Annotated in this window: 9 protein-coding genes; all 9 read left to right on the top strand. The window is 75.0% G+C overall.

Annotated features, from left to right (window positions below; all coding sequences use genetic code 11):
- The 9 genes from IF55_RS38105 (at position 1) to IF55_RS01690 (ending at position 15,492) form a co-directional block, all read left to right on the top strand.
- Positions 1 to 2,691, top strand: a complete 2,691-nt coding sequence (locus tag IF55_RS38105) for a dipeptide/oligopeptide/nickel ABC transporter permease/ATP-binding protein (protein WP_078643377.1) — start codon at positions 1 to 3, stop codon at positions 2,689 to 2,691.
- Complete coding sequence (locus IF55_RS01725) at positions 2,688 to 3,896, top strand: ABC transporter ATP-binding protein (RefSeq protein ID WP_078643467.1); 1,209 nt, start codon at positions 2,688 to 2,690, stop codon at positions 3,894 to 3,896. The genes IF55_RS38105 and IF55_RS01725 overlap by 4 nt, the downstream gene beginning before the upstream one ends.
- 62 nt (positions 3,897 to 3,958) lie before the next feature.
- The gene (locus IF55_RS01720; RefSeq protein WP_030881673.1) at positions 3,959 to 4,981 is read left to right on the top strand and encodes a dipeptidase; all 1,023 of its coding nucleotides are present in this window, start codon (positions 3,959 to 3,961) and stop codon (positions 4,979 to 4,981) included.
- Positions 4,982 to 5,211: 230 nt separating this feature from the next.
- Positions 5,212 to 8,886: a serine hydrolase gene (locus tag IF55_RS40280; protein WP_030881671.1), complete on the top strand. Its 3,675-nt coding sequence runs from the start codon at positions 5,212 to 5,214 to the stop codon at positions 8,884 to 8,886.
- Between the two features lies 1 nt (position 8,887).
- Positions 8,888 to 10,186 (top strand): M20/M25/M40 family metallo-hydrolase, encoded by a 1,299-nt coding sequence (locus IF55_RS01710; RefSeq protein WP_078643374.1) that lies wholly within the window; start codon positions 8,888 to 8,890, stop codon positions 10,184 to 10,186.
- Entirely contained in the window at positions 10,179 to 11,066 is an 888-nt protein-coding gene (locus IF55_RS01705; protein WP_342668251.1) for a GNAT family N-acetyltransferase, read from the top strand. Before IF55_RS01710 ends, IF55_RS01705 begins: the two co-directional genes overlap by 8 nt.
- Complete coding sequence (menC, locus tag IF55_RS01700) at positions 11,063 to 12,172, top strand: o-succinylbenzoate synthase (protein WP_030881663.1); 1,110 nt, start codon at positions 11,063 to 11,065, stop codon at positions 12,170 to 12,172. Before IF55_RS01705 ends, menC begins: the two co-directional genes overlap by 4 nt.
- A 191-nt stretch (positions 12,173 to 12,363) precedes the next feature.
- The gene (locus IF55_RS01695; protein WP_030881660.1) at positions 12,364 to 14,091 is read left to right on the top strand and encodes a PucR family transcriptional regulator; all 1,728 of its coding nucleotides are present in this window, start codon (positions 12,364 to 12,366) and stop codon (positions 14,089 to 14,091) included.
- A 228-nt stretch (positions 14,092 to 14,319) separates the two neighbouring features.
- Complete coding sequence (locus IF55_RS01690; protein WP_051776157.1) at positions 14,320 to 15,492, top strand: serine hydrolase domain-containing protein; 1,173 nt, start codon at positions 14,320 to 14,322, stop codon at positions 15,490 to 15,492.
- Positions 15,493 to 15,677 lie beyond the last annotated feature (185 nt).

Genomic DNA, 15,677 nt, shown 5'->3' with positions numbered 1-15,677 from the left:
ATGCGCGACGACGACGCGTCATCGTCGGGCGGGTTCGCGGAGGGCGGGTTCGTGGAGGGCGGATTCGTGGAGGGCGGATTCACGCGGGGCGGGTTCGCGAAGGGCAGGTTCGCGAAAGGCGGATTCGCGAAAGGCGGATTCGCGCGGGGCAGGTTCGCGCACGTACGGGCAGCCGTACGCACCCCCGTGGGCGCCTGTTCCGCCGCCCTCCTCACCCTGCTGATCGCGCTGACCCTGTTCGCGCCCCTCCTGTGGGGCGGCCGGGCGGCGGCGATCGACACGGACGCGCTCCAGCAGGGGCCGACCGGCGCGCACTGGCTCGGGACGGACGGCCTGGGCCGGGACATCCTCGCCCGCGTCCTCGTCGCGACGCGGCTGTCCATCGAACTCGCGGTGACGGCCACCGCGATCGGGGTGGCGGCGGGCACGCTCCTGGGGGCCGCGCCCGCCGTGCTGCCCCGCTGGGCGGGGCGGCTCGTGACCTCGGCCGTGAACGTCGCCGTGGCCTTCCCCGGGCTGCTACTGGCCCTCTTCTTCGCCATGATCTTCGGAGTCGGCGCCACGGGCGCGGTCCTCGCCATCGGCCTCGCCATGGCCCCCGCCTTCGCCCGGCTGACCCAGACGCTGTCCGCGGCGATCGCGGGCCGGGACTTCGTGGCTGCGGCGCGGGTGGCCGGGGTGGGCCGGGTGCGGCTGCTCGTACGGCACGTACTGCCCAACATCGGGGAACCTCTGATCGTCAACGCCACCATCAGCGCCGGCATGGCGCTGCTCACCTTCGCCGGGCTCTCCTTCCTCGGCATCGGCGTGCAGGCCCCCGCCTACGACTGGGGCAGGCTGCTCGGAGAAGGACTCAACCAGATCTACGTCAACCCGACGGCGGCCCTCGCGCCGGGCGTCGCGGTGGTGGTCGCGGGGCTGGCCTTCAACCTGTTCGGGGAGACCGCGGCGGGTGTGGTCGGGGCGCGCTCTGCGGCCCCCGCGCGGCTGAAGGAGGCACCCCCGCAGGCCCCTGCGCAATCGCCCGCCGTGCGTGCCGAGGACGATGACGGCCGGCCCGTGGACGCGGAAGGCGGAGACCAGCCCGTACTGGCCGTACGGTCCGTGCCCCCCGTACCCCCCGTGCTCGTCGTCGAGGACCTGCGCGTCGCCTTCCCCGGCCCCTCCGGGCCCGTGACGCCCGTACGCGGCGTCAGCTTCACCGTTGGCGCCGGGGAATCCGTCGGCGTGGTCGGCGAGTCCGGTTCGGGGAAGAGCCTGACGGCGCTGGCGATCTCCCGGCTGATCGAGGCGCCGGGCGTGGTGTCGGCCGACCGCCTCGACTTCCTCGGCACACCGCTGCTACGGGCGTCCGACGCCGACGTGCGCGCGCTCCTCGGCACGTCGATGGCCCTGGTGTTCCAGGACCCGATGACCTCCTTCAACCCGACCCAGCGGATCGGACGCCAACTCGCCGAGGTCTCCCGGCAGCACCACGGGCTCTCGCGCGCCAAGGCCCTCGCGCGGGCCGTGGAGCGGCTGCGAGCGGTACGTATCCCGGCGGCCGAACGGCGGGCGCACCAGTACCCGCACGAGTTCTCCGGAGGCATGCGGCAGCGGGCGATGATCGCGATGGGACTCATGGGCGAACCCCGCCTGGTCATCGCCGACGAACCGACCACCGCGCTGGACGTGACCGTCCAGCGACAGGTCCTGCGCCTGCTCGCCCGCGTACGCGCCGAGGCGACGGAGCCTGCGGCGGCCTCTGGGGTCGAAGCTACGTCCGAGGAGATGGCGGCCTCTGCGGCTGGGTCCGCCGCGCCCGGGGCGGCGGCAGCCCCTGCGGCTGGGCCTACGGCCGGGGCGACGACGGCCCCCGCGGTTGCTTCTCCCGCTGGGCCGACGTACGGGGCTGGGGCGGCGGCTGCGGCCCCCGCGGCCGAGTCCACGCCCGAGGCAACGGCAGCCCCTACGGCCGAGCCCACGCCCGGGGCAACGGCATCTGCTGCGGCCGGGGCCGCGTCCGGGGCTGTGGAAGTACCCGCGGCCGAGTCCACGTCCCGGTCAACCGCAGTCCCCGCGGCCGAGTCCGCATCCGGGGCCACGGCCCCCGCGGCCGGGTCCGCGTCTGATGACTCAGCCGCGCCCGCGGTTGATGCTTCCGCTGGGCCCGTGCCCGGTGGCCCGTCCGGGGCCCGGCCCGTACGGAGCAGGTCGGCCGCCGCTCTGCTGCTGATCAGCCATGACATCACCGTGGTGGCGCAGAGTTGCCACCGGGTGCTGGTGATGTACGCAGGGCGGATCGTGGAGGAACTGCCCGCAGATGGGCTTCGCGGCGCCGCGCGCCACCCGTACACCCGGGCGCTGCTCGCCGCCGTGCCCGCGCTCGACACCGACCGTGACGCGCCGCTGGCGGTCATTCCGGGTCGGCCGCCGGAGCCGGGCCGTACCGGGGCCGGCTGCGCGTTCGCCGCGCGCTGCGCGTTCGCCGATGAGCGGTGCAGGACCGAGGAACCGATACCGGTGCAGGTGCCAGTGCCGGTGCCCGTGCCGGTGCAGGCCGGCATCGGCTATGGGCACCCGGCCCGGCACCGTGTGGCGTGCTGGCATCCGCAGGACGGCTCGGGCGGCGAGGGCAGCGAACACCGGCCGGGGCCCGGAGCGGGTGACGGCCGTGACGTCGAGGTCGAGGCCGCCGGAGGTGGCGCGTGAGCGAGCTGGTCTTCGAAGACGTGAGCGTGCGGTACGGGAGCCGGCGCGGCGGGCTCACCGCCGTGGACGGGGTGAACCTGACCGTGCCGTCAGGCCAAGTCGTCGGCCTGGTCGGCGAGTCCGGCTCCGGCAAGTCGACGCTGGCGCGCAGCGCCGTCGGCCTCGCGCCCCTCACCGCCGGACGCGTGCTGCTCGACGGCACGGACGTACGGCGGTGGCCGGGGCGCCGCCGCCCGTTGCAGATGGTGTTCCAGGACCCGTACTCCTCGCTGGATCCGCGCATGACCATCGGGGCGTCGATCAGCGAGGCGATGCCGATGCCGCGTACCGGCGTACGGTTCGCGGGACGGCGCGCGGCGGCGCGGCGGGCCGAAGTGGCGCGCCTCCTCGAACTGGTCAACCTCGACCCGGACCGGGCCGACATGCTCCCCGGCCACCTCTCCGGCGGCCAGCGCCAACGCGTCGCGCTGGCCCGCGCGCTCGCCGGCCGGCCGCGCGTGGTGATCGCGGACGAGATCACCTCCGCGCTCGACGTGTCGGTGCAGGGCGCCGTGCTCAATCTCGTACGGGACGTGCGGCGGCAATTGGGCCTGTCGATGCTGTTCGTCTCGCACAACCTCGCCGTCGTGCGCTACCTCAGTGACATCGTCGCCGTCATGTATCTCGGGCGGATCGTCGAGGCCGGGCCCACCGAGCAGGTGCTGTCCGATCCTCAGCACCCGTACACCCGTGAGCTGTTGAGCGCGGCGCCGTCCTGGCACACGCCGCTGTTCGAGGGCTCGCGGGACTTCGAGGGCTCGGACGCGGAGCCGAGCGATCCGCACCGTCCGCCGGCCGGCTGCCGCTACCACCCGCGCTGCGCGCTGGGCCCCCGCGCCCGCCCCGACCGCGACGTGTGCCGCACCGCCGACCCCGCGCGGGACGCCGAACGACGCCCGCACCGGGCCGCCTGCCACTTCGCGGGCGAGGACTACTTCGCGGGCGAAGACCTCGCGGGCGAAGACGACGACCGACAGGAGCCCTCGGCCCTGGCGAGCCGGGCCCCTGAAGCGGGCCGGCTCTCCCCCACGAGCCCCGAAGATCACAAGCGCCCCGGAGCGGGTAGATCCTCCCCGTCGAGCGCCGAACAACCCGCCCGGCCGGGAGCCGACCGCCCCACGCCCCCGACCGGTGGTCCCACCCCGCCGAAAGGAGCCCGTACGTGACCACATCACCCGCCCACACCACGAACCACCCCACCGACCACCCCACCGACCACGCCGCCGACCTGCACCGACGCAGCGTCGTCGCCGACACGCACAACGACCTGCTCTGCGCCGTGACGGCCCGGCCCGTCGACCAGTGGGCGTCGTTCTTCCGCGAGCAGTGGCTGCCCCAACTGATAGCGGGCGGCGTGAACATACAGGTGCTGCCCGTGTTCATCGACGACGAGTACCGGCCGGAGGGGGCCCTGCGGCGGACCCTGCGCATGATCGAGGCCGCGCACCGCCTCGCCGCCGGGAACGCCGACGCGGTCCGGCTCTGCCACGACGGGGCCGAGATCGACGCCGCCTTGGGAGAGGGCAGGATCGCGCTCGTACTCGCGCTGGAGAGCGCGCCGGGCATCGGCGAGGACGTCGAACTCCTGGAGACCCTCTACCGGCTCGGCGTACGGATCGCGTCCCTCGCGCACTTCGGGCGTACGGCGCTCGCCGACGGCAGCGGCGAGGACGCGGCCGGGAGCCGGCTGACCCGCGCGGGCGTCGCCGCGGTCGCCGAGATGGAACGCATCGGCATGATGTTCGACATCAGCCACCTCGGCGCCGCGGGCGTCGGCCATGTGCTGGAGCTGGCGACCCGGCCGGTCATCGCCACCCACTCCTCGGCGCGTGCGCTGCGCGACCACCACCGCAACCTCACCGACGACCAGGTGAAGGCGACCGCCGCGGGCGGCGGTGTGGTGTGCGTGAACTTCTTCGCCCCGTTCCTGCACGAGAGCGACTACACGGTCGACCGCCTGGCCGACCACATCGAGCACCTCGCGAACGTCGCCGGCATCGACCATGTCGGGCTCGGCCCGGACTTCGTGCAGGAGGTACTGGCCGACACCACGCCGCCGTGCTGCGCGCACGCGGTCATCGAGGGCGTACCCAGCGACCAGTACCTCCCCGGACTCGAAGGGCCCGCCGGGCTTCCGCTGGTGACGGAGGCGCTGCTGCGCCGCGGCTGGGCCGCCGACGACATCGCGCGCGTGCTCGGGGGCAATGTGCACCGGCTCTTCCGCGACCGGCTCGGCCGCCCCACGGCCTGACACCGGCCCACGGCCTGACCCTGGTCGACGGCCTAACACCGGCCCACGGCCTGGCCCCGGCCGATGGCCTGACGCCGCCCCACGACCCGACGACGACGCCCCACAGCCTGACGCCATCCCGCACCCGCATCCGCGTCCGCGTACGCCGACCAGCGCCCAACCCACCATCGTCCGGCCCCTTCCACACCGCACCGCACCCGCACTCGCACCGCCCCAGGAGGTACCGCCCCGTGACCCAGAGCACCCACCGCGACCAACGGCCCCAACACCCCCGCCGCCTGCGCATAGACGACCTGTACGGTCTCGCGGTGCCCGAGCAGCCGGCCGTCTCCCCGGACGGCGCCGAGATCGTGTACGTACTGCGCAGCCCGGACCGCGACGCCGACCGCGACGTGACGACGCTGTGGCGGGTGGCGGCCGCCGAGGACGGCGGTGAGCCCCGGCGGCTGACGAACGGCCCGGCGGACAGCGCGCCCGTATGGTCGCCCGACGGGACCCGGATCGCGTTTCTGCGGGCGCGGGAGGGCGCACCCCCGCAGGTGTGGCTGCTGCCCGCGGCGGGCGGCGAGGCCGAGCAGGTCACGGAGGCGCCGCTGGGCACGGGCGCGCCGGTATGGAGCCCGGACGGCGGCACGCTCGCGTTCACCGCGCCCGTCGACCTGGCGGCGGTCGACGGCGAGAGCGACGCCGACCGGGCCCGGCGCGCCAAGCGGCCGGTCGTGACGCGGCGGTCGGACTACAAGGCGGACGGCTTGGGGCTGCTGGGCATGGTCCGTACCCATCTGCACACGGTCCGCCTCGCCGATCGCGAGGTCCGGCAGATCACGTACGGGGACTGGCACGCCGGCGCCCCCGCCTGGTCGCCGGACGGGACCCGGCTGGCCTTCTCGGCGTCCCGCGGGGCCGACCACGACCTGTCCCTGAGCAGCGCGGCGTACGTGGTCGAGGTGGGGCCGCGCCGCGCCGAGCCGGTCCTGGTCGGCTCCGACACCGGGCAGGCGGGGACCCTGACCTGGACGGCGGACGGTGCGGCGCTGCTGGTCGTCGGGTCGACGAACGCGGACGTCGGGCACTCCCGCCTGCTGCGGGTGCCGTTGGACACCCCAGACGCCCCGGACACCCCAGGCACCCCAGGCACCCCAGGCACCCCAGGCACCCCGGACACATCAGACGCCTCGAACGCCTCCTACAACCCGAGCGGCAGCGGTCAAAGCCCGCCCCCCACCGACCTCACCGGCTGTCTCGACCGCAATGTGATGCCCGGCGGCACGCTCGGTTACGCCGGGGCGCCCCCGCAGCTCACCGCCGACGGCCGCGAGGTGCTGGTCTGCATACGGGACCGCGGGTTCACCCACCTCTACGCGGTCGGTCTCGACGGCGGCGGCGCGCCGCGCCGGGTGGTGGGCGGCGGCTCGTACCACGTGACCGGGGCGTCCACCGCGGGCGGCACCGTCGCGATCGTGCTGGCCGGCGCCGACTCGTACGGTGAGGTCGCCACCGTCGATCTCGCCTCCGGCGCGACGCGGATACGCACCGGGCACGGCGTGTCCGATATCGCCCTGTTCACGCGGGAGGAGCGGGAGTTCACTGTCTCGGACGGCACGGTGGTGAACGGCTGGCTGCTGCGCGATCCGGGGCGGAGCGGCCCGACGCCGCTGCTGCTGGACGTGCACGGCGGCCCGCACAACGGATGGCATGGCGCGGCCGACTCCTTCCACCTCTACCACCAGGTGCTCGCGGAGCGCGGCTGGACGGTCCTGATGCTCAACCCGCGCGGCAGCGACGGCTTCGGGGAGAAGTTCTTCACCGCCGTGCTCGGCGGGTGGGGCGTCGCCGACGCCGCGGACCTCACCGAGCCCATCGATCAGCTCGTCGCCGAGGGCGTCGCCGACCCGCGGCGGCTCGCCGTCACCGGGTACAGCTACGGCGGGTTCATGACCTGCTATCTGACCAGCCGCGACGACCGGTTCGCGGCGGCCGTCGCGGCCGGCGTGGTCACCGATCTGACCAGCATGGCCGGCACGTCGGACGCCGCGCGGATGCTGGGCGCGGCCGAGCTGGGCGGCACGCCGTGGGGGGCGCGCGAGCTCTACGCCCGGCAGTCGCCCATGAGCCGGGTCGAGGACGTACGGACGCCGACGCTGGTGGCGCAGGGCGCCGAGGACCAGCGCTGCCCCGTCGGCCAGGCCGAGCAGTGGTTCAACGCGCTGCGCGCGCGGCGCGTGCCGACGGAGCTGGTGCTGTATCCGGGCGGCACGCACATGTTCCCGCTGGACGGTCCGCCCTCCCACCGGGTGGACTTCAATCAGCGCGTCGTGGACTGGGTGGAGCAGTACGCCGGGGAGCCGGGGCGGCCGCGCAGGGCGCCCCTCGACGCGGCCCACTGGCAGCGGCGGCTCGCCGAACTCGCCACGGCGCACCGGGTGCCGGGCGCGGCCCTGGGCATCCTGCGGCTCGATCCGGCCGCGGCGGGCGGCGCCCCGGACGGCACGTCCCCCGCCGCCCCGGACGGCACGTCCCCCGGCACCTCGGACGGCACGTCCCCCGCCGCCTCGGGCGGCTCGTTCCCCAACCCCTCCGGCGACGGCGAGGAGCTGGTCCAGGCGCACCACGGGGTCCTGTCCACCGCCACGGGCGTCGAGGTCACGGACGGCTCGGTCTTCCAGATCGGGTCCATCACCAAGGTCTGGACGGCGACGCTCGTCATGCAGCTCGTCGACGAGGGCCGGCTGGACCTGGACGCGCCGCTCGTGGACGTACTGCCCGAGCTGCGGCTCGCGGACCCCGCCGCCACCCAGAAACTGACGATGCGTCACCTACTCACGCACACCAGCGGCATCGACGGCGACATCTTCACCGACACCGGGCGCGGCGACGACTGCCTGGAGCGCTACACCGAACTGCTGGCGGACGCCGCGCAGAACCACCCGCTCGGCGCGACGTTCTCGTACTGCAACTCGGGGTTCAGCCTGGCCGGGCGGGTCATCGAGAAGCTGACCGGCCTGACCTGGGACCGGGCGCTGCGCGAGCGGCTGTGCACGCCGCTCGGGCTGACCAGTGCGAGCACGCTCCCCGAGGAGGCGCTGCTGCTGCGCGCCGCGGTCGGGCACGTCGCCGAGGGCGGCGCGGACCCCGCGCCCGCCGAGATCTGGGGGCTGCCCCGCTCGGCCGGACCCGCGGGGCTGATCACCGCCGGGACCGCCGATGTGCTGGCCTTCGCCCGGCTGCATCTCACGGGCGGCCTCGGCCCGGACGGCGAGCGGCTGCTGAGCGCGCGGAGCGCCGCCGCGATGGCCGCCCACCAGACCGGCCTGCCGGACCGGGACACGCTGGGCGACTCCTGGGGGCTGGGCTGGATCCGGTTCGGCTGGGACGGGCAGCGGCTGTACGGGCACGACGGCAACACCATCGGGCAGTCGGCGTTCCTGCGCGTGCTGCCCGACCAGGGGCTCGCGGTGACGCTGCTGACCAACGGCGGCAACGCGCGCGACCTCTACCAGGAACTGTTCCGGGAGATATTCGCCGAGATCGCGGGCGTGGCCATGCCCGCCCCGCTCGCCCCCGCCGCCCGGCCGGCCCCCGTCGACGCGGCGCGCCACGCCGGCGTGTACGAGCGGGCCGGAGCCCGCGCCGACATCACGTACAAGGACGGCAGGTTGACGCTGCTCCACACGGTGACGGGGCCGCTCGCCGCGTACGAGACCTCGCCCGCCCAGGAGGCCGAACTCCTCCCGGCCGACGATGGCAGGAGCGGCGGGAACGGCGGCCAGGAGGCGGCGGTCGACGGGAAGTTCGTCTTCCGGATGCCCGGCACGCGGACATGGGTGCCGGTCACCTTCTACACGCTGGAGACCGGTGAGCAATACGTCCACTACGGCGCCCGCGCCACCCCGAAGGTGAGCTGACATGGCTGTTCACGACCCCCGGCCCGCTACGGTCGACCCCCCGTCCGCCGTCTCCGTACGCGACTTCGAAGCGGCCCTGCCGCACGTCCTCGCCGACATCGAGGCGCTGGTGTGCCGCGAGTCGCCGTCGTCCGACCTGGCGGCCGTGGCGCGCAGCGCCGATCTGGTGGCCGAGATGGGGGCCGCGCACCTGGGGGCCGCCCCCGAGCGCGTCGTCCTCGACGGGCGTACGCACCTGCGCTGGCGGCTCGGCGACGGGCCGCGCCGCGTCCTGGTCCTCGGCCACCACGACACGGTGTGGCCCCTGGGTTCGCTGGCCACCCACCCGTACGGGATCGAGAACGGGCTGCTGCGCGGGCCCGGCTGCTTCGACATGAAGGCGGGCGTGGTGATGGCCTTCCACGCCGTCGCGGCGCTCGCGGCGGCATCCGCCGCCGGCGCCGACGGCGTCACCGTGCTCATCACCGGCGACGAGGAGCTGGGCTCCCCCTCCTCCCACGCGCTCGTCGAGGAGGAGGCGCGCGGCTGCGACGCGGCGCTGGTCCTGGAGGCCTCGGCGGACGGCGGGGCGCTGAAGACGGAGCGCAAGGGCGTCTCGCTATACGAGGTGGCGGTGCGGGGCCGGGCGGCGCACGCCGGGCTCGAACCGCACCGCGGCGTGAACGCGAGCGTCGAGGCCGCCCACCAGATCCTCGCGATCGCCGGGATGGGCGACGCCGCGACCGGCACCACGGTCACGCCGACGCTGCTCACCGCGGGCACCACGTCGAACACCGTCGCCGCGGCAGGGCTGTTCGCGGTCGACGCGCGGGTGCGCGACGCCGCCGAACAGGACCGGGTGGACCGCGCGATGCGGGCGCTGCGGCCCGTACTCGACGGCGCGGGCGTCACGGTGTCGGGCGGCCCCAACCGTCCGCCGCTCCCCGGGGCCGCGTCGCGGGCGCTGTTCGCCCGCGCCGCCCGGCTCGCGGACGCGCTGGGGGTCGGGCCGCTCGCCTCGGTCGCCGTCGGGGGCGCGTCGGACGGCAACTTCACCGCGGGCGTCGGCACGCCCACCCTGGACGGCCTCGGCGCGGTCGGCGGGGGCGCGCACGCCGACCACGAACACGTCGTGGTGGCCGAGCTGCCCCGGCGCACGGCCCTGCTCACGGCGCTGCTGCGGGACGTTCTGGGGCGTCCTGACGGCGAATACGGCTCCAACTGCGCCCGTGGCGCCCACGACACCCATGACAGACACAGCACCCACAGCACCCCCGACACGAACGTCACACACGACAAAGAAGATGACTCCCGTGGTTGATCTGCCCAGCGACCCGGGCCGGACCGCCGGCACGGGCGGCGAGGCGGCCGAGGAGGCCACCGCCGCGGCGCGGGCGGCGGCCCGCGCATCCCGCACCTCGATCCGCACCCTGTCCTCCTTGGCCGAACTGGAGTCCGTACAGCGGCTCTACGAGCGCATATGGCGGCCGGACGGCAAGATCCCGCCGATCACGGCCGAGTTGCTGCGCGCGCTCGCGAAGGCGGGCAGCTACGTGAGCGGCGCCTACGACGGCGACGAACTCGTCGGCGCCTGCGCCGGGTTCTTCGCGCCCCCCGCCGAGCGGGCCCTGCACAGCCACATCGCCGGGGTGGCGGACGCGACGCGCGGGCGCAACGTCGGATACGCGCTCAAGCTGCACCAGCGGGCCTGGGCGCTGCGGCACGGCGTCACGGAGATCTCCTGGACGTTCGACCCGCTCGTGCGCCGCAACGCCTACTTCAACCTCCACAAGCTGGCCGCCGGGGCCACCGAGTACCTGCCCGACTTCTACGGCCCGATGAACGACGGCATCAACGGCTCCGACGCCACCGACCGGCTCCTGGTCACCTGGCCGCTCAAGGCGCCGGAGACCGTCGCGGCCTGCGCGGGCCGGCCGCCCGCCGTCAGCACGGCGGGCGCCGTCACGGGCCTGTCCGTCTCCCCGCGGGAACGCCCCGTCCCCGGCCGCCTCGACGGCCCGACCGTGCTGGTCGCCGTGCCGGAGGACATCGAGCGACTGCGCGCCGCCGACCCGGCGTCCGGCGCCGCCTGGCGGTCGGCCCTGCGCGAGGTCCTGGGCGGGCTGCTCGCGGACGGGGCGCGGGTCACCGGCTTCGACCGGGCCGGCTGGTACATCGTCGAAAGGAAGAGAGCGTCATGAAGCTGACCGGAGTCGAGATCCGCCGCGTACGGATGCCGCTGGTGGCGCCGTTCCGGACGTCGTTCGGCACGCAGACCGTCCGCGAGGCGCTGCTGCTGCGCGCGGTGACGGACGGGGCCGAGGGCTGGGGCGAGTGCGTCGCGATGCACGACCCGCTGTACTCCTGCGAGTACGTCGACGCCTGCGCGGACGTGCTCGGCCGGTTCCTCATACCCGCGCTCGCCGAGCGCCGCGAGAACGTGGACGCCACCGCCGTCGCGCTCGCCCTCAGCCCCTTCAAGGGCCACCAGATGTCCAAGGCCGCCCTGGAGATGGCGGTGCTGGACGCCGAGCTGCGCGAGCGCGGCGTGCCGCTCGCGCGCGAGCTGGGGGCGGTACGGGAGCGGGTGCCGTGCGGGGTCTCGGTCGGCATCATGGACTCGGTGCCCGAACTGCTGGACGCCGTCGCCGGATACCTCGACGCCGGTTACGTACGCATCAAGCTGAAGATCGAGCCGGGCTGGGACGTCGCGCCGGTACGGGCCGTACGGGAGCGGTTCGGCGACGACGTGCTGCTCCAGGTCGACGCCAACACCGCCTACACGCGGGCCGACGCCCGCCTGCTGGCCGGGCTCGACCCGTTCGACCTGCTCCTCATCGAACAGCCGCTACCCGAGGACGATCTGCTGGGCCACGCGGAGCTGGCCCGCCGGGTGCGGACGCCGATCTGCCTGGACGAGTCCATCACCTCGGCCCGCGCGGCGGCGGACGCGATCGCGCTCGGCGCCACCAGCATCATCAACATCAAGCCGGGCCGGGTCGGCGGCTATCTCGAAGCCCGCCGCATCCATGACGTGTGCGCGGCCCACGGGGTGCCGGTGTGGTGCGGGGGCATGCTGGAGACCGGTCTCGGCCGGGCGGCGAACGTCGCGCTGGCCGCGCTGCCGGGCTTCACCGTGCCGGGCGACACCTCCGCCTCCGACCGCTACTACCGCACCGATATCACCGTGCCGTTCACCTTGGAGGAGGGGCATCTGCGGGTGCCGACGGGGCCGGGCATCGGCGTGGAGCCGCTGGCGGACGCATTGGAGGAGGTGACGGTGTCCACGCGGTGGGTCGCGGTGTAGGCGGGGGGTGAGTCAGGGGGCCGGGCCTCGGGTACGGGCCGGGGCTGTCGCGGGTGGCGGGCACCGCATAGGATCGCGGCCTATACGACCTATACGGCGTACAAGTCGTCGACGTGGCGCATATGAGCGGGGCGTACGGGTGGCGCGCACGCCGTGCGTGGAAGGCCGGTCTTCGCCCCGAGGGAGGAAACGTGCTCATCCCGGTGACCCCCCAGCCGCGAACCGGCCTCCGGCGCGTCCTCGAAGATCTCGGCCCCACCTTCCTCGACCTCGTGTGCGGCACCGTCGATGGGACAGCCGGGGCGGCTGGGGCGACCGGCTCCGGTTCCGGGTCCGGTTCCGGGTCGGGTTCCGGGTCCGTCGACATCGGCGGGGTCGTCATCCACGACCCGTACGACGAGCCCGTACCGCCGCCCCGGGCGCTCGTGCTCGGCGTCGCCGTCCACGAGAGCGCCCACATCGTCGAACTCCTCGACGCCCTGGGCGAGCAGGGCGCCGTGGGGCTCGTCGTCCGCGCGCCGGTCACCGCCGACGCGGAGGTCGCCGCGGCGGTCCGGCGCTCCGGCGTCGCCCTGCTCGGCCTGGCCCGCGGCGCGTCCTGGGCGCAGCTCGCCGCGATGCTGCGCTCGCTCCTCGCCGAGGGCGACATCGGGGACCCGGGCCCGCAGACCCTGGGCGGTGTCTCCTCCGGGGACCTGTTCGCGCTGGCCAACGCGATCGGCGCGCTCCTCGACGCGCCCGTCACCATCGAGGACCGCAGTTGGCGGGTGCTGGCCTTCTCCGGCCGGCAGGGCGAGGCGGACTCCTCCCGCGTCGAGACGATCCTCGGCCGCCAGGTGCCGGAGCGCTACACCAGGGTCCTGGAGGAACGCGGCGTGTTCCAGGCCATGAACCGCAGTGACCGGCCCGTGTACGTGGACCCCATCGCGGAGGGCGACGGCGCGGCCGACAGCCTGCCGCGGGTGGCGCTGACCGTACGCGCCGGGGACGAGATCCTCGGCTCCATCTGGGCCGCCGTGCGCGAACCGCTCAGCGACGAGCGCGCCCAGGCACTGTGCGACGCGGCGAAGCTGGTCGCCCTGCACCTGCTGCGGCTGCGCGCGGGCGCCGACGTGGAGCGCAGGCTCCGCTCCGACCTCGTGGCCACGGCGCTGGAGGGCGGGGCGGGCGCCGCCGAGGCCGTCGCCCGGCTGGGGCTGGCCGAGCGGCCGGGCGCGGTGCTCGCCCTCGCCGCCGCGGGCCGCGCCGACGGCGACCAGTCCGCCGCCCGGCACGCCCGCCACGTGGCCGAACGCCAGCGGCTGACCGACGCGTTCGCGATGCACCTGAGCGCGGTGCACCCCCGCTCGGCGGCGGCGCTCGTCGGCGACGTCGTCTACGGCATCGTCCCGGTCCACGCCGGCGGCGCGGACGCCGAGGAGCGGGCGGCCCGGATCGCGGCCGACTTCCTGGAGCGCGTCGGCGAGCGCCAGGAACTGCGCGTGGGCGTCGGCCCGTACGCCCGTGACAGCGGCGGACTGCCCGCCTCCCGTGCCGGGGCCGACCGGGCGCTGCGCGTGCTGCGCGCGGGCGCGGGGCCCCGCTCGGTGGCCCGGATCGCCGACGTGTTCGTCGAATCGCTCCTGCTCGAACTCGGCGACGTGATCGCCGAACGCGGCGATCCGCCGTCCGGGCCGGTGGTGCGGCTCATGGCGTACGACAAGGCGCACCACACCCGTCTGGTCCCGACGCTGCGGGCGTGGCTCGACTCGTTCGGCGACGTGGTCACGGCGTCCGCCGCCGTCCATGTGCACCCGAACACCTTCCGCTACCGGCTGCGCCGGCTCGCCGAGGTGGGCGGCCTCGACCTCGCGGACGCCGACGCGCGCTTCGCCGCGATGCTGCAACTGCGGCTGTGGCCGTACGCGGGGCGCGGCTGAGGGGGCGCGTTCCCGACGCGCCACGCCTCGTGAGCCGGCCGACCGACGTGGGGGCAGCCCCCGTCGGACCCCTGCGGCTGCCCGGATGGCGCGCCGGGCGGGGCGGGCAGCAGGCTGAACCCCGTTGCTCGGATGCTCGGTTGCCCCGTTGCCCCGTTGCCCCGTTGCCCCGTTGCCCCGTTGCCACAGCCGCGTACACGAAGGAAGGGCAGGCCCATCATGTCGTCGATGCCGAACAGGCCGAAGCGCTCGCACCGCCGCCGGATCACGGCGGCGGCCATGTCGGCCGCCGCCGCCCTGCCCGTGGTCCTGGCCCTGGCGGGCCCGCTGCCCGCGTCCGCCGCGCAGCTCCGCACCGCCGACCCGGTACGCCGCGGGCTGGACCGGCTGGTGCGCGAGGACCGCTACCCCGCCGCGCTGGCCGCCGTCACCGGCCGCGACGGGCGTACCCGCAACGCCGCGGCGGGCGTCGCCGACCTGCGGACCGGGGCGAAGGCGCCGGTCGACGGGCAGATACGGGCGGCGAGCGTCACCAAGTCGTTCACCGCGACCGTCGTCCTGCAACTCGTCGAGGAGGGAGAGGTCGCGCTCGACGCCCCGGTGGACACCTACCTGCCGGGGCTGCTGCGCGGCGACGGCATCGACGGGCGCCGCATCACGGTGCGCCAACTGCTCCAGCACACCAGCGGGCTGCCCGACTACACCCCGTACCTGGACGATCTGGTCGCCAACCGCCACCGCTACTACGAGCCCAGGACACTCCTCGACGTCGCGCTCCGGCACAAGGCGGGGTTCGAGCCCGGCACGGGCTGGCGGTACTGCAACACCGACTACGTGGTGGCCGGGCTGCTCATCGAGCGGGTCACCGGGCGCCCGGTGGGCGAGGAGATCACCCGCCGGGTGATCGACCGCGTCGGGCTGCGGCACACGTACTTCCCGGCCCAGGGCGAGCAGACCCTCCGGGACGCCCATCCGCACGGCTACGTCGCGACGAAGCCGGACGCTCCGCTGCTGGACGTCACCGAGATGGACCCGTCGGCCGCCTGGGCGGGCGGCGCGCTGATCTCCACGCCGAGCGAGCTGAACCGCTTCTTCCGCGCCCTCCTCGACGGCGAACTGCTCCACCCCGAACAACTCGCCCAGATGCGCACCACGGTGGCGATCCCCGCCGACGCCGGCTACCCGCCCGGCACCCGCTTCGGCCTGGGCCTGGCCGGCTACCGGCTGAGCTGCGGCGGCCTCATGTGGGGCCACGACGGCGACTTCCTCGGCTACGCCACCTACCCCTTCGCCACCGACGACGGCCGCGCCGCCACCATCGCCGTAACCGCCGACCCAGGCCCCACCGACCACGGCCGCCAACACGCCTTGCGGCTGGCATCCACCGGCCTGTGCGAGTAACCCACCGCGTTGTGCGCTACGAGCCCGCGAGGCCGACACGGCTGCCCTGGCTGCCGCCTCAGCCGACGCGACGCGCTCACGGACCCTCCGAACAACGCAACCGGCACGGCAGGCACCCGGCGTCGGCACACACCACTCCCGCGCCCCCGCGCAGCCGTTGTCGCCGCGGCGGGTCGGCAATCGAC

Source organism: Streptomyces varsoviensis, assembly GCF_000718635.1.
GTDB lineage: Bacteria > Actinomycetota > Actinomycetes > Streptomycetales > Streptomycetaceae > Streptomyces > Streptomyces varsoviensis.
This window is presented reverse-complemented; position numbering and strand designations above follow the sequence as displayed.